This is a genomic window from Nonomuraea fuscirosea (genome assembly GCF_035917475.1).
In the GTDB taxonomy this organism is placed as follows: domain Bacteria; phylum Actinomycetota; class Actinomycetes; order Streptosporangiales; family Streptosporangiaceae; genus Nonomuraea; species Nonomuraea fuscirosea.
In genome coordinates this window covers 8796585-8815151 of record NZ_CP109074.1, presented here as the reverse complement: position 1 = coordinate 8815151, position 18567 = coordinate 8796585, and the positions used below count along the sequence as shown (strand labels likewise).

15 protein-coding genes are annotated in these 18567 nt (G+C 69.0%); 8 read left to right on the top strand and 7 right to left on the bottom strand.

The genetic code is table 11. From position 1 onward, the window contains the following. Positions 1-59 precede the first annotated feature (59 nt). The 5 genes from OIE67_RS40050 to OIE67_RS40030 all read right to left on the bottom strand — a co-directional run bounded on the left by OIE67_RS40050 (position 60) and on the right by OIE67_RS40030 (position 5454). The gene (locus OIE67_RS40050) at positions 60-497 is read right to left on the bottom strand and encodes a hypothetical protein (protein ID WP_326630305.1); all 438 of its coding nucleotides are present in this window, start codon (positions 495-497) and stop codon (positions 60-62) included. A gap of 191 nt (positions 498-688) precedes the next feature. Next, a complete protein-coding gene (locus OIE67_RS40045) occupies positions 689-2317 on the bottom strand; it encodes an NADH-ubiquinone oxidoreductase-F iron-sulfur binding region domain-containing protein (protein WP_326630303.1) in 1629 nt (542 codons plus the stop codon). A gap of 34 nt (positions 2318-2351) precedes the next feature. Next, entirely contained in the window at positions 2352-3188 is an 837-nt protein-coding gene (locus tag OIE67_RS40040) for a hypothetical protein (RefSeq protein WP_326630301.1), read from the bottom strand. 71 nt (positions 3189-3259) lie between these two features. Beyond that, on the bottom strand, positions 3260-4813 hold the full coding sequence (locus OIE67_RS40035) for a DUF1996 domain-containing protein (RefSeq protein ID WP_326630298.1): 1554 nt from the start codon (positions 4811-4813) through the stop codon (positions 3260-3262). Further along, a complete protein-coding gene (locus tag OIE67_RS40030) occupies positions 4810-5454 on the bottom strand; it encodes a DUF4142 domain-containing protein (protein WP_106236724.1) in 645 nt (214 codons plus the stop codon). The genes OIE67_RS40035 and OIE67_RS40030 overlap by 4 nt, the downstream gene beginning before the upstream one ends. Before the next feature lie 117 nt (positions 5455-5571). Here OIE67_RS40030 and OIE67_RS40025 point away from each other — a divergent pair, with 117 nt between their 5' ends. The 3 genes from OIE67_RS40025 (at position 5572) to OIE67_RS40015 (ending at position 11571) form a co-directional block, all read left to right on the top strand. After that, positions 5572-6117: a sigma-70 family RNA polymerase sigma factor gene (locus tag OIE67_RS40025; RefSeq protein WP_106237069.1), complete on the top strand. Its 546-nt coding sequence runs from the start codon at positions 5572-5574 to the stop codon at positions 6115-6117. Continuing rightward, positions 6117-6317 carry an anti-sigma factor family protein gene (locus OIE67_RS40020; RefSeq protein ID WP_326630293.1) on the top strand — a complete coding sequence of 67 codons (201 nt, stop codon included), beginning with the start codon at positions 6117-6119 and terminating at the stop codon, positions 6315-6317. Before OIE67_RS40025 ends, OIE67_RS40020 begins: the two co-directional genes overlap by 1 nt. A gap of 379 nt (positions 6318-6696) precedes the next feature. Continuing rightward, entirely contained in the window at positions 6697-11571 is a 4875-nt protein-coding gene (locus tag OIE67_RS40015; RefSeq protein WP_326630291.1) for an NAD-glutamate dehydrogenase, read from the top strand. A 300-nt stretch (positions 11572-11871) separates the two neighbouring features. On the opposite strand, the gene OIE67_RS40010 is transcribed toward OIE67_RS40015, so the two are convergent. After that, entirely contained in the window at positions 11872-12891 is a 1020-nt protein-coding gene (locus OIE67_RS40010) for a hypothetical protein (RefSeq protein ID WP_326630289.1), read from the bottom strand. Between the two features lie 47 nt (positions 12892-12938). Between OIE67_RS40010 and prfB the strand changes: the two genes are divergently transcribed. Then, positions 12939-14054: a peptide chain release factor 2 gene (gene prfB / locus OIE67_RS40005; RefSeq protein ID WP_326630287.1), complete on the top strand. Its 1116-nt coding sequence runs from the start codon at positions 12939-12941 to the stop codon at positions 14052-14054. On the opposite strand, the gene OIE67_RS40000 is transcribed toward prfB, so the two are convergent. Further along, positions 14040-14231 carry a hypothetical protein gene (locus OIE67_RS40000; protein WP_326630285.1) on the bottom strand — a complete coding sequence of 64 codons (192 nt, stop codon included), beginning with the start codon at positions 14229-14231 and terminating at the stop codon, positions 14040-14042. The two genes, prfB and OIE67_RS40000, sit on opposite strands and share 15 nt — an antisense overlap. Before the next feature lie 201 nt (positions 14232-14432). On the opposite strand from OIE67_RS40000, the gene ftsE reads away from it, so the two are divergent. The 4 genes from ftsE to OIE67_RS39980 are packed head-to-tail and all read left to right on the top strand — an operon-like array spanning position 14433 to position 18442. Continuing rightward, on the top strand, positions 14433-15122 hold the full coding sequence (gene ftsE / locus OIE67_RS39995; protein WP_091079803.1) for a cell division ATP-binding protein FtsE: 690 nt from the start codon (positions 14433-14435) through the stop codon (positions 15120-15122). Positions 15123-15142: 20 nt separating this feature from the next. Beyond that, complete coding sequence (gene ftsX / locus OIE67_RS39990) at positions 15143-16051, top strand: permease-like cell division protein FtsX (protein WP_326630280.1); 909 nt, start codon at positions 15143-15145, stop codon at positions 16049-16051. 47 nt (positions 16052-16098) lie between these two features. Beyond that, positions 16099-16566, top strand: a complete 468-nt coding sequence (smpB, locus tag OIE67_RS39985) for an SsrA-binding protein SmpB (RefSeq protein ID WP_106236735.1) — start codon at positions 16099-16101, stop codon at positions 16564-16566. 19 nt (positions 16567-16585) lie between these two features. Next, positions 16586-18442, top strand: a complete 1857-nt coding sequence (locus OIE67_RS39980; protein WP_326630276.1) for a penicillin-binding transpeptidase domain-containing protein — start codon at positions 16586-16588, stop codon at positions 18440-18442. The last annotated feature ends 125 nt before the right edge of the window (positions 18443-18567 follow it).

Genomic DNA, 18567 nt, shown 5'->3' with positions numbered 1-18567 from the left:
GAACGCCATCCGCCCCCCACCGTCCGCTGATCCGCGGCGGCGAGAGGGCGGATGACTCGCTACAGCGGCGTGCCGGTCCCGTTCAGCCAACTGCCGTAGAGGGTGCTGGTCCTCGTGCAGCGACCCGCGAAGCAGACGAAGCTCACCTTGATCGACCGGTGCCGGTAAACCGTCGGATTGAACTTGCGGACGATGCGTCCGTTGATGCACTGGTCGTAAACCTTGGCCGTGCGCACACCGTTCTGGTTGTAGATCTCCGTCTTGCTGGTCGACGACGTCTCGGTTCTCTTGTGCCGCTTGACGCTGTGCGTCGCCGGGTTGTAGGTCCTCGTTCCGAGGTAGTTCCTCCACTCGCCACCACAATGACCCCGGTCCTCCGACCAGTAGAGGTAGGGCTTGACGGTGTCGGCAGCGGCGGCCTGCATCCCGCCGGCTCCGGCTGCCATCCCGGAAGCGAGCATCGCCGCCGCCATGAACCTTGTGAGCCACTTGCGCATGATTCGTCCCCATTCCGGAGTAGTCGCATCCTGTGGAACCCGGCTGCCTGCCACAGTGCCGCAGGGCGGAATACGCACAGAACATCTCCGGTACACGCGAGAACCCGGCGGGTCACGGCACCTCCCGACGATCATGAGAGATCATCGGGGAGCCCGCGAACAACCGCCGGGTTCGTCACATACGCGTCAGGTCACGCCGTTCCTCCGACTCCCGAGATCCGGGGGATGCCCACCCGCGTGAGCCGGGGCACACTCTCTCCCGCCTTCTTCAGCACGCCGTCCTTGACCAGCCGCAGCTGCTTGCCCGGGGCCGGCTTGGGAGCGCCGCCGTGGTCGCCGCCGCTCTGGGCCAGGCGCAGGGCCAGCGCGGGGCACATGTCGACGGCCCGGCGCGCCTCCTTGGCCATGAACCCGGGGATCGTGTTGAACGACGGGAAGCCGTAGTCGTCCAGCTCCACGAACTCGGGCAGCAGGTGCGCGCACAGCCCGTGCCCCGCACAGCGGGACCAGTCGACCTCCAGCCGGTACTCCGGCTCGGGCTCGCGCTCGGGCATCGGCAGCACTCCGCGTACGGGGCGGCCGCAGGAGCCGTGCTCCAGGTGCTGGGCGATCTCGATCTCGAACGCGTCCAGCGCGGACAGCACGAACTTGGCCGTGCCGTCCGGGTGGAAGCAGGCCCCGCGTCGCTCGACGCCGCGCACGCAGCGCCGTACGGCGTCCACCGAGCCGGTGCCCTCGACCAGGGCGTACATGGCCCTGGCGATGTCGGGCAGGCCGAGCCGGCACGGCCCGCACTGGCCCGCGGACTCGGCCGCGAGGTAGGCGGCGACCCGGGCGGCCTCGCCCAGGGCGCAGGTGGCCTCGCCGAGCGGGACGATGATCCCGGCCCCGAGGGTGGCGCCGGCCTGCTTCATGCCCTCGCGGGAGAGCACGGCGGTCTCGACGACGTCGGCCGACAGCCACGCGCCGTGGTAGCCGCCGATGAGGACGCCGTCGCCGACCTCCGCCTCGCACAGGCCGAGCACGTCCGCCAGGTACGTCCCGGTCGGCGCCTCGATGACGGCGCCGTTGGCCGCGCCGCCGCTGACGGTGAGCAGGATGGTGCCGGGCTCCTTGGCGGTGCCCACCTCGGCGTACTTCTCCGGCCCGTACTCGGCCAGCAGCGCGAACTGTGCGTACGTCTCGGTGTTGGACAGCAGTGTGGGCAGCCCGTCCACGCCGCTGGTCGCGGCCCGCTTCTTGCGGCCGGGAGGAATGCCCTCCTCGCCGTTCACGGCCTTGACCAGCGCGCCGCCCTCGCCGGAGATGAACCGCTCCTTGATCCCGACCACGCGGATCGGGACCCGGCTCTCGGCTCCGCCGGAGACGTTGGCCGCGCGGCGCTCGGCCACGGCGGCGGCCACGGACGCCTCGGCGACCTCGCCGCCGGCCGTGGCGACGACCACCTCGCGGGCGCCGAGCGCCTCGGCCGCCAGCACCGCGCCGTCCAGCACGAGGTGCGGGTTGCGGGTGAGCAGCATGGCGTCCTTGGAGCTGGCCGGCTCGCCTTCCGCGCCGTTGACCAGCACCACGCACTCGCCGCCTGGGCCGGTCGCGTCGGCCACGGCACGCAACTTGCGGGCGAAGGGGAAGGCCGCTCCCCCTCGCCCGCGCATGTCCACCTCGTTGGCGTACGAGATGAGCTCGCCCAGCTCCCTGGGCTCGACGAGCCCGTGGAGCGTGCGGTGGGCGGGCAGGTCGAGCCGTCGGCAGTGGTCCAGCCCGGCGGTCAGCCGGGCCGGACCCATGCGTAAGACCCGTGGCACTCTGGCCGGAATCACAGTCGCTCCTTGGGACGCGCGAGCAGGACGGTGGTCATCCTGCCTCCCGATATCTGCGCCGGGCCTCTGCGAGGCTCACGGGTGCGGCGGCCGCTCTCGGTCCTGACGCCGCCGCGCCGGCGGCGACAGGAGCCTTCATCGGACGTTCTGACGGGACGCCCACGGCGGCGGCCGCGGTCACCGGGGGCGCTTCGACCTTCTCGGGTACGATCGGCGGCCGGCGCAGCGAGGCCAGCACGCGGACGATCAGCGCACCGCCGACCGCCGCCATGCTGGCCACGTACGACCAGGCCACCCAGCCGGCCGGCGGACGGCCGGCCGTCAGGCCATGCATGATCCCGACGGGCCAGGCCAGGTAGGCGGCCGAGTGGAAGATCCGCCACATCCATGGCCTGCTCCGTGTCGCGAACCGCCCCCTGAGCATTCCCGTCACCACGGCCACGACCATCAGGTCGAAGGCCAGGGTGCCGAACCCCACGTAGATGCCCGCGACCGGCACGACCGCTGCCCCCGGCGGCACGTGACCCAGGCTGATCATGAGCGTGATGTGGGTGATCAGGTACGCCAGGCCGATCAGCGCGGTGGCCCGGTGCGCGAGCTGTGCCCTGACCCGGTTGGCCGGCGACAGGAACACGCGTTCGGTGGTGAGCAGGCCGAGCGCGACGGTCGCGGTCAGCAGCACCAGGGCGAACACGCCCGCGTAGAACTCGAGGAAGCCGACCCCCTGGCCCAGCATCCCGATCCCGCGCTCCGTCCTGGTCAGCGCGAATGCCGACAGGAGGATCGCCATGACCGAGGCGCTCGCCCCCAGCCGGACACTCCTGGTGTCCAGCTTGGTGGGGGCGTGCCGGGGGCTACGTCTGTGGAGCATGTATTTCCCTCCAGGGTCGAGTGAGGGTGCGACTCGGAAGGCTGCGCCGCCCGAGGGGCGGGGGGTTCAGGTCAGCAACGGCGCCCCCGGTTGATGCACGAGACGACGGTCTGCATCAACCGGTCAGGCATGACGTTGACGAAGTCACCGTGGTCCGTGACCGGGTTGTGCTTCTGTTCCGGGAAGGCGTCCACGGCGTACGAGGGGCCCTGGGGCACGGTGTACCCGAGGGTCATACGCAGTCGCGGAATCGCCCTGGTGCCTTGCGGGCAGGCTCCGTTCTGGCCGGGGAAGACAATGTGGTTCCGGTGGTTCGCGCTGTCGGTGTTCTGACCGTCCCAGCAGCTGGGGAAGTCCAGAATACGGAGGACTTGGCTACCGCGCGGGCAAAGCGTGTATTTGTCCGGACTTATGCGGTTTTGGAATCCCGAGCAGCTCCAGCCGGCGCGGGCGTTGGCGGTGCCGTTCGTGGCCGCCTTGGCGTCACCGGTGATGATCCGGATGAACCTCGGCATCGCGACCACCTGGGAGGTGGCGTTGCCGCCGAACTCCAGCCGCACGAAGCGCGGGCGCAGCACGGTGCCGACGTTGCCGTCGGGGTCGTTGGCGTTGACGTCCGACTTGCGGTCCCTGAGCACGGGCCAGTAGTACGTGGACTTGTCGCCCAGCCGGCAGGTCGTGCCCGCCGCCGCCAGGCTCTCGTCGGTGGAGAAGGCGTCCGTCGACAGGTTGCCCACGTAGTCGTGCAGGTGGTGCGCGCCGTTGCTCACACCGGGAGCGACGATGAAGTTGTCGGGGTTGTTGTGGCCGTTACGGTTCGTGCCGCACTGCGAGACGAAGGAGCCGCGGGAGCCGTTGCGGGCGGGCCGCGCGTCGAGGCGCACCTGCCCCACCTGGCGGATGTTCACGAAGTCCTCGGGGAACGGGCCGAGGTCGGCGCAGGCCTCCTCCTCGCCGTTGCCGCCGGTCGCGGTCGGGGAGGCCGAGGGGGAAGCGCTCGGGTCCGCGTCGCCCCCGTCATCGGGGTTCTGCGTCTGGCTGGGGCTCGGGCTGGGGGAGTTGGTCGGCCGGCCGCCGTTGCCGTTGCCGCCGCGGCGGCGGGACTGGACCGTGGGGTTGTCCTCCGGTGCGGTCTGGGAGGCGTCGGCGCCCTGGTCCTGACCCTGGCCTTGATCCTGACCCTGATCCTGACCCTGGTCCTGGCCGTCAGGGTCCTGGGCGGGGTCGAGCGCGACGCTGCCGCCCTGAGGGGCCTGCTGGTCGTCGCCGGTGCCCTGCTGGTCCTGCTGCCCCTGCTGGTCCTGCTGGTCACCGTTCTGGCCGGTGCCCTGCTGATCGCCGTTCTGGCCGTTGTCCTGCTGATCGCCGGTGCCCTGCGGGTCCGGCTGCTGCTGGTCCTGCTGCCCCTGCTGGTCCTGATCCTGGTCCTGGTTCCGGTTCCGCTGGCCCCGCTGGTCGCGGTTCGGCTGCTGCGACTGGCTCGCCTGAGGTGACTGCTCGGCGGGGTCGCAGTGGTCGGCGAAAGCCGGGCTGCCGCTCACGCCGATGACGGCCGCCGATACCAGGCCGCCTGCCGCCATGGCCAGAGCGGATGCGGCCGCGGCCATGCGTCTGGATCTCCTCATGTGTGTCTCCTCTTTTCAACCGCCATTGCGACGGGTGGAGCGGGTGCGGGAGTCGGGGGTTCGGGCAACTGGCTGTGATCGACCAGACCGGTCGACTCCAGGTACGCCATATGGCGCATCACGTAGTTGATGCCTTCTCCGGCGAATTTCCGGATGTCGGAGTTGCGCGTTCCGGCTCGTACGCTCGCCAGGGTGCTGAAGACCTTGCCGTGAGCTGCACGCAACAGGTTCACGTAGTCCTTGTCGAAGGCCGGTCCGCTCTCGGCGGCCATCTGGGCCATCCAGCGTTGCTGGTCGGGATTGGGCTCGTCCGGCAGGGCCACGCCCAGCTTCTTGGCGGTCTGGCGAGTGATCAGGTCGAGATCCATGTGCTCGCCCATGATCAGCTTGCCGACCTCCTTCACGCGCTGGGACTCGGCGCGGGTCTGGGCGTACTCGCCGGCGGGCATCTCCCATAGCCCTGCCTGACGGACTTTGATCAGCAGATCGCGGTCGGCAGCTGTGAGCGGTCCTGACGACGTCTGTGACCATTGGGCGGCCGCGGGATCGATCGATGGTGGCATGACCAGCACGATCGTCACGGCGGCGGCTACGACGAAGCCGCCGAGCATGAACAACTCGCCGCGCAAAAGCCTGTGCATGGTCGGAGGTACGCGCCTGTACCGGTCCTGGTTCACGTATGGCCGGAGATAGTTAGAAATGACTGGAGTTATCGGAGTGGCTACCGCTTGGATAACGAAGGTGTAAAGATGTGCCCCGTGCTAGGTCACCTCGACGGCAGGTTCGAGAGTGCGGATGCCGAGGCGGAGCATCGCATCGCGGTGCTTTACCAGGAGTTCGGCGGCCCTCTGCTGCGACACGTCCGCAAATCCACAGGTAACGACCTTCAGTGGGCTGAAGACGTTGTGCAGGAGACGCTCGTCCGAGCCTGGCGGAACTCGGCAAGACTGCAATGGGAACCGAGCCTCATATGGGCATGGCTGCTTACCGTGGCCCGCCGCATAGTCATTGATGGGCGTCGGCGTAAGAGCGTGCGGCCACAGGAGGTTGAGCCGCCCGAAGTCGACATGATGTCGGTCCCGGACGGATCGGAGCGTGCGCTGTCGGCGATGGTCGTCGCGGACGCTCTCCGGTCGCTGTCCGAAGAACACCGCCAAGTCATTGAGCACACCTATCTCCGAGACCGTACGATAAGTGAGGCGGCGGAGATTCTGGGGATCCCGCCGGGCACGGTGAAGTCCCGGCTCTACTACGGGATCCGGGCTCTCCGCGAGCTGCTGCGGGACAAGGGGGTAGCCGGCTGATGCATGACGGGGTGGCCGCTTACGTCCTCGGTGTCCTCGACGATGAGGAGCACGAGGCCTTCGAACGCCACCTCGACACATGCGAGCGCTGCCAGGCGGAACTGGTCGAGCTCGTCGAGCTGCCGGACCAGCTCGACGAGCTCAAGAACTCCCCCTCCTCGACCTCAGGCGACGACCCCCCGATGTCGATGTCACATTGACGTTTATGTCCTTTTCGGGTGGTATCGGTACGGCGAGGCGTTGCGCCCGGCCCCGCGGCCAGGCGGTCAGGGGGAGGTGTTCGGTGGGCATCGAAGGCGATGCGCCCGTTCCCCCGCGTCGGCGGTCCGGTGATGAAGGCGGCCGGCTGTCGTACAGCGGCCGTTTTCGCATGTTCCGGCCCCGGCCTCTGTCTCGGCCCCATCCCCGGCCCCTCGCCCAGCGGCGCCGCAGGCTCTCCGAGTCCGCGCCGTGGGATGCTGGTCCGACCGCCCTCACCCAGCGTGGTAGCACACGCCCGCACTACTTCCCGCTGCTGTGGGAACCAAGGGCCTGGCTATGAACAGCCATGGCGAACCCTCACAAAGGAGTGAGAGCGAAATGCCGCTCGACGAGGCCAAGGACGAGCTGCTCCAGAGAGCCGCAGAGAGTTGCGCGGTGGGCAGCGAGCATCTGAGCGCCGAGGAGGCTCTGTCCTTCCTCCGGTTCTACTACCGGCATGTCGCGCCGGAGGACCTGCTCGACCGCAACCCCGTTGACGTGTACGGCCCCGCGATGTCCCAGCGCCGGCTGGCCGAGCTCCGCCCCCAGGGCAGGGCCGTGGTGCGGGCCTACACCCCCACGATCGACGAGCACGGCTGGGACCCCGGCCGCTCCGTGGTGGAGGTGGTCACCGACGACATGCCGTTCCTGGTGGACTCGGTGACGATGGAGCTCGACCGGCACGGCCTGGGCACCTATCTGGTGGTCCATCCGCAGATGCGGGTGCGCCGCGACATGACGGGACGGATGCTCGGCCGCGGCCAGGAGGACGTGACCGGCCAGATGCTGGTCGAGTCGTGGATCCACATCGAGATCGACCGCCAGTCCGACCCCGAGGCGCTCAAGCGGGTCGAGGGCGACCTGCAGCGGGTGCTCACCGACGTGCGCCACGCGGTCGAGGACTTCAGGAAGATGCGGGCGCTGGCGGTGCAGACCGCCGAGGACCTGAGCATGAACCCGCCGCCGCTGGAGCCCGCGGAGGTGGAGGACAGCCTCGACCTGCTGCGCTGGCTCGCCGACGGGCACTTCACGTTCCTCGGCTACCGCGAGTACCGCCTGGAGCACACCGACGAGGGCGAGACGCTGCGGGCGCTGCCGGGAGCTGCGCTGGGCATCCTGCGCGACGACAGGGCCGGCTCCGACAGCTTCGCCGCGCTGCCCGCCGAGGTGCGGGCCAAGGCGCGCGAGAAGCAGCTCATGATCATCACGAAGGCCAACTCCAGGGCCACCGTGCACCGCGCCACCTACCTCGACTACATCGGGGTCAAGCTGTTCTCCCCCGACGGCGAGGTGATCGGGGAGCGGCGCTTCCTCGGCCTGTTCACCCACGTGGCCTACAGCGAGTCGATCTCCAGGATCCCCGTGCTGCGGCGCAAGCTGGGCGACGTGCTCGAAGCGGGCGGGCTGACCGCCGACAGCCACGACGGCAAGGACCTGATCGAGATCCTCGAGACGTTCCCGCGCGACGAGCTCTTCCAGACCTCGGTCGACCAGCTCCTGCCCATCGCGATGGGCGTGCTGCGGCTGCGCGAGCGCAAGCAGGTCAAGCTGTTCCTGCGGCGCGACGACTACGGCCGCTACATCTCCTGCCTCATCTACCTGCCGCGCGACCGCTACACCACCAAGGTCCGGCTGAAGATGGAGGAGGTGCTGCTCAAGGCGCTGGGCGGCAGGTCGCTCGACTACAGCGCGATGATCGGCGAGTCCGTGCTGGCCCGGCTGCACGTGGTCGTGCGCGGCGAGCGCGGCACCCCGCTGCCGCGGCCGAGCGTGGACGTGGAGGAGCTGGAGGCGCGCCTGGCCGCCATCACCCGCTCCTGGGAGGACGACCTGGCCACGGCGCTGGGGGAGATGACCTCCGAGGAGGAGGCGCCCGCGCTCATCAAGCGGTACGCCTCCGCCTTCCCCGAGGGGTACAAGGTCGACTTCCCGCCCAAGGTGGCCGTGGTCGACCTGCGGCGGCTCGAACATCTCGTCGAACAGGGCGACGGCGAGCGGGTCGAGATCAACCTGTACGAGCCGTACGACGCCGAGGAGGGCGAGCGGCGGCTCAAGGTCTACAAGGTCGGTTCGCCGATCTCGCTGTCCCAGGCGCTGCCGCTGATCCAGCGGCTCGGCGTGGAGGTCGTGGACGAGCGGCCGTACGAGATCGACCGGGACAACGACCCGCGCACCAAGAACGCCTGGATCTACGACTTCGGGCTGCGGTACACCCCCTCGGACGAGGTCGACAGGAACGACTTCAAGCGCCTCTTCCAGGACGGGCTCACCGCGCTGTGGCACGGGCGGGTGCAGGCCGACGACTTCAACGCGCTGATCCTGGCCGCCGGTCTGACCTGGGAGCAGGTCGAGATCCTGCGGGCCTACGCCAAGTACCTGCGCCAGGCCGGGAGCACGTTCTCGCAGCCGTACATGGAGCAGGTGCTCAGGGACAACGTGCGGCTGGCGCGGCTGCTCGTGCAGCTGTTCGAGGCCAAGCTGGATCCGCGGCGGGGCGAGGACGTGCGGGTGGAGCTGGTGGACGCGCTGCACGAGGAGATCCTCGGGGCGCTGGACGCGGTGGCCTCGCTGGACGAGGACCGCATTCTGCGGGCGTACCTGGAGATGATTCAGGCGACATTGCGCACTAATTACTTCCAAACAGTGGATGGTCGTCGCAAATCGTACATATCACTCAAACTCGACCCCGGGGCCATTAGTGTCCTGCCGTTGCCGCGGCCGAAGTACGAGATTTTCGTCTACTCGCCGCGCGTCGAAGGCGTGCATCTGCGTTTCGGGAAAGTCGCCCGCGGCGGGTTGCGGTGGTCGGACCGGATGGAGGATTTCCGGACGGAGATTCTCGGCCTGGTCAAAGCACAGATGGTGAAAAATACCGTTATTGTGCCGACTGGGTCCAAGGGCGGCTTTGTTGTTAAGCGTCCGCCAAAGTCTGGTTCGCGGGAGGACGTGCTCGCCGAGGGCGTGGCCTGCTACCGCACGTTCATCTCCGGGCTGCTCGACGTCACCGACAACCTGGTGGACGGCAAGGTCGTGCCCCCGCCCGACGTGGTCAGGCACGACGGCGACGACACCTACCTCGTGGTCGCCGCAGACAAGGGCACCGCCACCTTCTCCGACATCGCCAACAGCGTGGCCAAGGAGTACGGCTTCTGGCTCGGCGACGCCTTCGCCTCCGGCGGCTCGATCGGCTACGACCACAAGGCCATGGGCATCACCGCCCGCGGCGCCTGGGAGTCGGTCAAGTACCACTTCCGCACCATGGGCGTCGACGTGCAGAGCACCGACTTCACCGTGGCCGGGATCGGCGACATGTCGGGCGACGTGTTCGGCAACGGCATGCTGCTGTCGCGGCACATCCGGCTGGTGGCCGCGTTCGACCACCGGCACATCTTCGTCGACCCCACGCCGGACGCCGCCCGCACCTACGCCGAGCGGCAGCGGCTGTTCGAGCTGCCGCGCAGCTCGTGGGAGGACTACGACGCCAAGCTGATCTCGGCCGGCGGCGGCGTCTTCCCGCGCACCGCCAAGTCGATCCACCTCACGCCGCAGATGCACGAGGCGCTCGGCATCCCGGCCGGCGTCACCTCCATGGCGCCCAACGACCTGATCAGCGCCATCCTGAAGGCTCCGGTCGACCTGCTGTGGAACGGCGGCATCGGCACCTACGTCAAGTCGGCCGCCGAGTCCAACGCCGACGTCGGCGACAAGGCCAACGACGGGCTCCGGGTCAACGCCTCCGACCTGCGCTGCAAGGTCATCGGCGAGGGCGGCAACCTGGGCTTCACCCAGCTCGCCCGGATCGAGTTCGCGCTCAACGGCGGGCTGGTCAACACCGACTTCATCGACAACAGCGCCGGCGTCGACACCTCCGACCACGAGGTGAACATCAAGATCCTGCTCGACCAGGTCGTCCGCGACGGCGAGCTGACCGACAAGCAGCGCAACCAGGTCTTCACCTCGATGACCGACGAGGTCGCCGACCTGGTGCTGCGCGACAACTACGTGCAGAACGTGGTCCTGGCCGCCTCCCGCTCCCAGGCCGTCGAGATGCTCCACATCCACGCCCGCTACCTGCGCAAGCTCGAACGCGACGGGCTGGTCAACCGGGAGCTGGAGTTCCTGCCGTCCGACAAGACCCTCGCCGAGCGGCGGCAGGCCAGGCTCGGGCTGACCGCGCCGGAGTTCGCCGTGCTGCTGGCCTACACCAAGCTGGTGGCCGACGCCGAGCTGCTCGGCTCCGACCTGCCCGACGACCCCTACCTGGCGTCGTGGCTGGTGTCGTACTTCCCGTCGGCGCTGCGGGAGCGGTTCCGCACGTACATGGACGAGCACCCGCTGCGCCGCGAGATCATCACCACCTGCGTGGTGAACGAGCTGGTCAACTCGGCGGGCACCACGTTCACGTTCCGCTTCGGCGAGGAGACCGGCGCCTCGACGCCCGACATCGTGCGCGCCTACCTGGTCGCCAGGGAGGTCTTCGACCTGCCGAGCTTCTACCGGGCCGTGGAGTCGCTGGACAACGAGATCGACACCGCCACCCAGATCGCCATGCTGCTGGAGGCGCGCAAGCTGGCCGAGCGCGGTGCCCGCTGGCTGCTGGTCAACCGGCGGCCGCCGCTCGACCTGGCCGGATCCGTCAGCTTCTTCATGAAGGGCTTCAACGGGCTCCTGGCCCACATCCCGAAGCTGCTGACCGGGCCCGACCTGGCGGCCTACGAGGACCGCCGCGACTCCTTCGCGGCCCGTGGCGTGCCCATGGAGCTGGCCGAGCGGGTCGCGGGGATGGTGCCCGCGTACTCGACGCTGGACCTGGTCGAGATCTCGTCCCTGACGGGGCGGCCGGTCAGCGAGGTGGCCGAGGTCTACTTCGACCTGGCCGACCGGCTGCAGCTGGCCCGGCTGCGCGAGCGGATCATCGCGCTGCCCCGCGACAACCGGTGGAACTCGATCGCCCGCTCGGCGCTGCGCGACGACCTGTACGCCGCGCACGCCTCGCTGACCCGGGACGTGCTGGCCCACAGCAAGCCGGGGCTGCCGCCGGAGGAGCGGCTGGCCCGGTGGTCGGACGCCAACTCGGCGGCGGTGTCCCGGGCCCGCCAGACGCTGTCGGAGATCTGGGAGAGCGACAACTTCGACCTCGCCACGCTGTCGGTCGCCCTCCGCGCCATCCGCACCCTGGTCGCCGCCAGCAACCTCCCCCACACAGAGGCATAGCTTTTCGTGTTTCGGGCTTCTCCTGCTCGTCCGGGAGAAGCCCGTCCATCCTTTACGCGCTGCCGTGGCCGGCCACCCGCCGTCGTAGGCGGGTGCCTGTCCAGGGAAACGCCCTCTGACCGGTCTGTGGCGCGCCACCGTAACGGAGCGCACGTCGGCCCCGTTCCGTGGTCGTTCGTCGCCTGGCGGCCCCATGGAGCGCCGTGTCACGCCGTTCAAGCCGGCACAGACGCCTGATCTCCGAGAGATGGGCGGGCGCTGATCGCGGTGGCGCGTGAAGGACGGGTCGCCGACAGAGTGTTACTGGCCGACGGCGCCGGTCAGCCCGCCGTCGTGGGCGATCACGGCGGCGGCGGCCGGAGCGGTGAGCGGCGGCACCAGCGTCGCGTACTGGTGGACCTCGGTGAGTTTGAGGCTCAGCCGGACGGTGCCGCCGGTGAGATAGCGGCTGGCCTCCTCCGGCACCGGGATCTTGTACGACTTGTCGACCATGTTCTTCGTCGTGCTCGTGCGCGACAGCGAGTACTGGATCAGCGCCCCGCCGTTCTCCGTCCGCAGCCCGTAGACCGGGTAGTTGTCGGCGCTGAAGATCGAGTCGTAGCTCAGCTCGTTGAACTTGGCGTCGCCGCGCAGGGTGGCGATCTGCTCGGCCACCTCCGTCGTGTAGGGCCCGGGGGCGAGCAGCCCCGCCGTGACCCCCGACTTGCCCGTCTCGGCCACGCTGGCGTGCACAGGGCCCATGAACTGCGGGCTGATCGTCACCGACTTGTCGTCGGCCGCCACCGCCGTGGCGTAGCCGTCGGCGTCGAGCGCCACCGGCGGCATCTCCTGGCCGGGCAGCAGCCGCGCGGCCGAGCTGAGCTGCCAGTTGTCGCCGGACCTGGCGAACGTCACGATCGTCGGCTGCTCGTCGCGGGTGACCAGGGCGCTGAACCAGGGCGCCCGCTCGCCCGGCGCGAACCGGGGGACCAGCAGCGTCGGCGAGCCCCACCGGTAGCGCGGCGGCGCGTAGTCGGTGGTGGAGTAGGCGGCCACGGTGAGCGCGGCCTGGCCGCCGGCCGTGAGGTCTTTCGCGTACTGCAGCCTGCCGCGCAGCTCGCTCTCCACCCGCAGCAGGTCGTCGGTGGCGATGAACTCGGCGAACGCGTCCGCCGCCTCCTCGCGGGTGACGGCCGGCTCCGGCGCCGAGGGCGAAGGCCGGGCCGGGCCGGACTCGGCCGCCTTGGTCGGGGCGGGCGGGGCGCCACCGCTGCAGGCGGTCACCCCGGCGAGCAGGCCGGCGGCGAGCGCCAGCATCATCCGCCGACCGTAAGCACGCACCTCGCCATGTTATTCGGGCCCGCGAGGGTCGCGTACCCTTGGGAGACGTGGCAGGCATCGATCCGGCAGAAGAGATCAACGAGCTCGCGGGCACGGTCCGCAGCATCCAGGACGTGCTCGACCTCGACGCGATGCGCAAGCAGATCGCTGAGCTGGAGCAGCAGGTTGCCGCGCCCGACCTGTGGGACGACCCCGACCAGGCCCAGAAGGTGACGAGCAAGCTCTCCCACCTCCAGGGCGAGCTCAACCGGGTCGAGGGCGTGGCGCGCCGGCTCGAGGACCTGACGGTCCTCTACGAGCTCGCGGCCGAGGAGGCCGACGACGACACGCGGGCCGAGGCCGACAAGGAGCTCGTGACGCTGAAGTCCGACATCGGCGCCCTTGAGGTGCGCACCCTCCTGTCGGGCGAATACGACGCCCGCGAGGCGCTCGTCACCATCAACTCCCAGGCCGGCGGCGTCGACGCGGCCGACTGGGCGGAGATGCTGCTGCGCATGTACCTGCGCTTCGCCGAGCGCAAGGGCTACGCCACCGAGGTCTACGACACCTCCTACGCGGAGGAGGCCGGCATCAAGTCGGCCACGTTCACGATCAAGGCGCCCTACGCCTACGGCACGCTGCGCGGCGAGCACGGCACGCACCGGCTGGTCCGCATCAGCCCGTTCGACAACCAGGGGCGGCGCCAGACCTCGTTCGCGGGGGTCGACATCGTGCCGGTGGTCGAGCAGACCGACCACATCGACATCAACGAGGACGAGATCCGCGTCGACGTCTACCGCTCCAGCGGCCCCGGCGGCCAGGGCGTCAACACCACCGACTCGGCCGTGCGCATCACGCACCTGCCGAGCGGCATCGTCGTCTCCTGCCAGAACGAGCGCTCCCAGTTGCAGAACCGGGCCACCGCGATGAACGTGCTGCAGGCCAAGCTGCTGGAGCGCAAGCGGCAGGAGGAGGCGGAGAAGATGTCGGAGCTGCGCGGCGCCACCACCACGTCATGGGGCACGCAGATCCGCAACTACGTGCTGCACCCGTACCAGATCGTGAAGGACCTGCGGACGGGCACCGAGGCCGGCAACCCCTCAGCCGTGCTCGACGGCGACCTCGACGAGTTCATCGAGTCGGAGATCCGCTGGATGCGGCGTCAGGAGTCAGGCACTGACTAGGTGCTCGGCCACCAGGCTCAGCAGCAGCAGGACCAGCAGCAGGCCGACGACGAGAGCGGGTGACAGCCCGGCGAAGCCGTGGTTGTGCATCCGCTCCCTGTTGGCGCGGCACAGGGGGCAGCGGCCCTCGATCACGGGGTGGGCGCACTGCGCGCATACGAGGTGTTGGCAACTCATGTCAGCCCCAAGTCTAGCCGCACAATCGTTTTGTTTCCGTTATGGACGTTCCATGCCAGTCTTCCCCCTAGACTGTCGTCTGGCCAATCGGAACGTCGATCATCAGTAAAGAGACGCCCCCGATCGGCCGGTGGCGGGAAGTGGGCATGTGCCACCCTCGCTTCCGTCCTGACCCCTAGACTGGCATGCCGTGATGCTCTCGTGATCCATTTCGATAATGTCACCAAGGTCTACGCGAACCAGAACCGGCCCGCTCTCGACCACGTCTCCGTCGACGTGGACAAGGGCGAGTTCGTGTTCCTCGTCGGTCCCTCGGGATCAGGCAAGTCCACGTTCCTGCGCCTGATCCTCAAGGAGGAGCGGCCCAACTCCGGGGCGATCCACGTCGCCGGCAAGGATCTGGCCCGCCTGTCCAACTTCAAGGTGCCGCACCTGCGCCGCCGCATCGGCTGCGTGTTCCAGGACTTCAGGCTGCTGCCGAACAAGAACGTCTACGAGAACGTGGCGTTCGCGCTCGAGGTCATCGGTAAGCCCCGGCGGTTCATCCGCAAGGTGGTTCCCGAGGTCATCGAGCTGGTCGGCCTCGAAGGCAAGGCGCACCGCATGCCCGACGAGCTGTCCGGCGGCGAGCAGCAGCGCGTCGCCATGGCCCGCGCGTTCGTCAACCGGCCGATGATCCTGCTGGCCGACGAGCCCACGGGCAACATCGACCCCGCGACGAGCATCGGCATCATGAAGGTGCTCGACCGCATCAACAGGACTGGCACCACGGTCGTCATGGCCACGCACGACGCGGCCATCGTCGACTCCATGCGCAAGCGTGTCGTGGAGCTGGAGGACGGCAAGATCGTCCGTGACCAGTCGCGTGGCGTGTACGGCCAGGCGTACTGACAGGGAGCTGCAGACAAGACATGCGGGCGAATTTCATCTTCTCCGAGGTCTGGATCGGCCTCCGTCGCAACCTGACCATGACGATCGCGGTGATCATCACCGTGGCGGTCGGCATGGCGATGCTCGGCGTCGGCCTGATGATCAACAGTCAGGTCGGGCTGATGAAGGGCTTCTGGAACGACAAGGTCGAAGTGTCGGTCTTCCTGTGTAAAAAGGGAACGGCCATGCCGGCCTGCAACGGCAAGGCGATCACGCCCGCGCAGACCAAGGCGCTCGAAGCGCACATCAAGGGCACCCAGGGCGTCAAGCAGGTGTTCTTCGAGAACGAGACGACCGCGTACGAGAACTTCAAGCAGTCGTTCTCGTCCAACAAGGCCCTCGTGGACGCCACCAAGGTGGAGGATCTGCCCCAGTCGTTCCGGATCGCGCTCAAGGATCCGGACAACTACGAGTCCGTCATCCAGGCCGTCACCGGTCAGCCCGGTGTCGCCCAGGTGATGGACCAGAAACAGCTGATCGCCCCGTTCTTCAACATGCTCGACAAACTGGCCATCGCCGCGCTCACCGTGGCGATCATCCTGGTGCTGGCGGCGGCGCTGCTGATCGGCAACACGGTCCGGCTGTCGGCGTTCAACCGGCGCCGGGAAACCGGCATCATGCGGCTGGTCGGCGCCTCCAACCTCTACATCCAGCTGCCGTTCGTCATGGAAGGCGTCATCGCCGGCCTGGTGGGCGGCGTGTTCGCGGCGGTCATCCTGATCGTGGCGAAGGTGTTCCTGTTCGACCAGATCGTCGCCTTCTTCGGCGGCGCCACGGCCCTGCTGGGCTGGAACGACGTGGCCCAGACGATCACCATCACCATGATCATCGGTGTCGTGATCTGTATCCTGGCCTCGTTCGTGACGTTGCGGCGCTACCTGAGGGTGTAGTCGTGCACATGGGTCGTCCCCGCCCCGGTCGCCGGTAAAGTCGAACCATGCCACGTGAGACCGGGCGGAAGGTCATCGCCCAGAACAAACGTGCTCGGCACGACTACCACGTCGAGGACACTTTCGAGGCGGGTCTCGTGCTCCAGGGCACCGAGGTGAAGTCGCTCCGCGAGGGTCGCGCCTCGCTCGTCGACGGCTACGCCAGCATCGACGGGAACGAAGCGTGGCTGCTCAACGTGCACATCCCCGAATATTCGCAAGGGACGTGGACCAACCACGCGGCGCGCCGCAAGCGCAAGCTGCTGCTGCACCGCAAGGAGATCGAGAAGCTCGCCGCCAAGACGAAGGAGGGCGGGCTGACGATCGTGCCGCTGGTCCTGTACTTCAAGGACGGCCGGGCGAAGGTCGAGATCGGCATCGCCCGGGGCAAGAAGGACTGGGACAAGCGGCAGGCGCTGGCGGAGCAGCAGGCCAAGCGGGAGATGGCCCGGGCCCTGCGCGGCCGCAACCGATGAGACGGCGGCACCGCAACCGATGAGACGCGCCCGCCGCACCCTGGCCGCGACCGTCACCCTGGCGGTCGCGAGCACCACACTGACCGGCTGCTTCGAGGAGCCCTCGCCGCACGACGCGGTGCGCGACTTCCTCGTGGGCTGGCAGACCGAGGACTACGAGCTGGCCGCCGGCCGCACCGACGGCGACCCGGCGAAAGTGCGCAAGGCGCTGGCCGACACCAAGCTGGAGCTCGACGCGGCCTCGTTCCGCTTCAAGATCACCAGCCTGGGCGTCGAGGGCGAGGAGTCCAAGGCCAACTTCCACGCCGAGGTCGATCTCGGCGAGAACAACCCCCTGTGGGAGTACGAAGGGGTGCTGCCGCTGCACCTGGTCGACGGGATGTGGCGGGTGCGCTGGTCGCCGTCCGTGCTGCATCCGCAGCTCAAGGAGGGCCAGCGCTTCGCGGTCGACACCGAGCCCAACGCGCGCATGCCGGTCGTCGACCGGGTGAACGACCCGCTGCAGAGCGACACCATCCTCTACGTCGCGGGCGTCTACCCGGCCAAGCTGGGCGACCGGGCGGAAGAGGTGGTCGCGCGGCTGTCCGAGGTCACCGGCTACGCCCAGGACCGGCTGCTCAGCCGGGTCAGGTCGTCGCCGCCCGAGAAGTTCGTGCAGCTGGTGACGTTCGGGCGCTCGCGCTATCAGTCGATGCGGGCGAAGCTCGACGCCATCGCCGGGATCGTGGTCCAGCCGCAGGACCAGCCGGTCAACCCCGATCCGCCCCGGCAGATCGTGGGCAGCGTCAGCGCGCTCACCCCCGAGACCGAGCAGAAGCTGGGCGGCCCGCAGCGGGCCGGCGACTCGGTCGGCAAGAGCGGCCTGCAGCAGGCCTACCAGAACTACCTGACCGGCTCCACCGAGACCAAGGTCATCACCCTCGACCTCAAGACCGGCAAGGAGGTCACCCAGCTCAAGGAGTGGCCCGGCCGCCAGAACGTCTCGGTGAAGACCACGATCGACCGGGCCGCGCAGCAGGCGGCCGAGCAGGCGGTGGCCGACACGGAGACGAGCGCGCTGGTCGCGGTGCAGCGCACCACCGGTGAGATCCTCGCGGTCGGCACCAAGGGCCTGCACCAGGAGCGTGACGCGCTGGCCGGCAAGTTCCCGGCCGGCACGGCGTTCTCCATCGTGGCCGCGGACGCGCTGCTCAAGGCCGGCGTCAGCCCCAAGCAGCGGCTGGCCTGCCCGCAGGAGCGCACGGTGGGCGGGGCCAAGTTCGTGCACGTCGGCCAGAACACCGGAGTCACGACGTCGGCCACGTTCCAGGAACACTTCGCCAAGGGCTGCGTGACCGCGCTGGCCTCCCTGGCCCGCCGCGTCACGGCCGGCGACCTCGACCGCAGCGCCCAGGACTTCGGCATCGGGCAGCCCTGGCGGCTGCCGCTGAAGTCGTTCAGCGGCGCCCGTCCCGCGCTGTCCAGCGACGCCGACAAGGCCAAGGCCATCGCGGGCCAGAACGTCCAGGTGAGCCCGCTCAGCATGGCTCTGGTGGCGGCCACGGTCGCCTCCGGCACCTGGCGGCCGCCCGTGCTGGTGACCGAGCCCAAGACGGCCGACCCGGCGGCCGAGCCGGTGCCGGCCACCCAGCCCGCGCCGATCCCGATGGACCCGAAGATCCGCGCGACGCTGACGACGATGATGCGGGCCGGCGCGGCCGGCACCCCCGCCCAGGCGGGCAAGGGCAAGGTCTACGGCGTCACGGCGTACGCCGGCGACCAGCAGACCTGGTTCGTCGGCTGGCAGGGCGACGTGGCCATCGCGGTGCTGGCGAAGAACTACAACGCCGGAGCCGTCGCGGGCAGCTTCTTCGCGGGCCTCGGCAGCTCTTCGTGAATCAGTCGCTACGCGGAGCAACCATTCGCGGGCCCGGTTGCGTCTTACCTGATGACTGGGCCCGCTCGGGGGGTTGCGGTTCCAGTCGCCGTGATGAGATCAGGACTTCATCTCGGGGGAAGTCC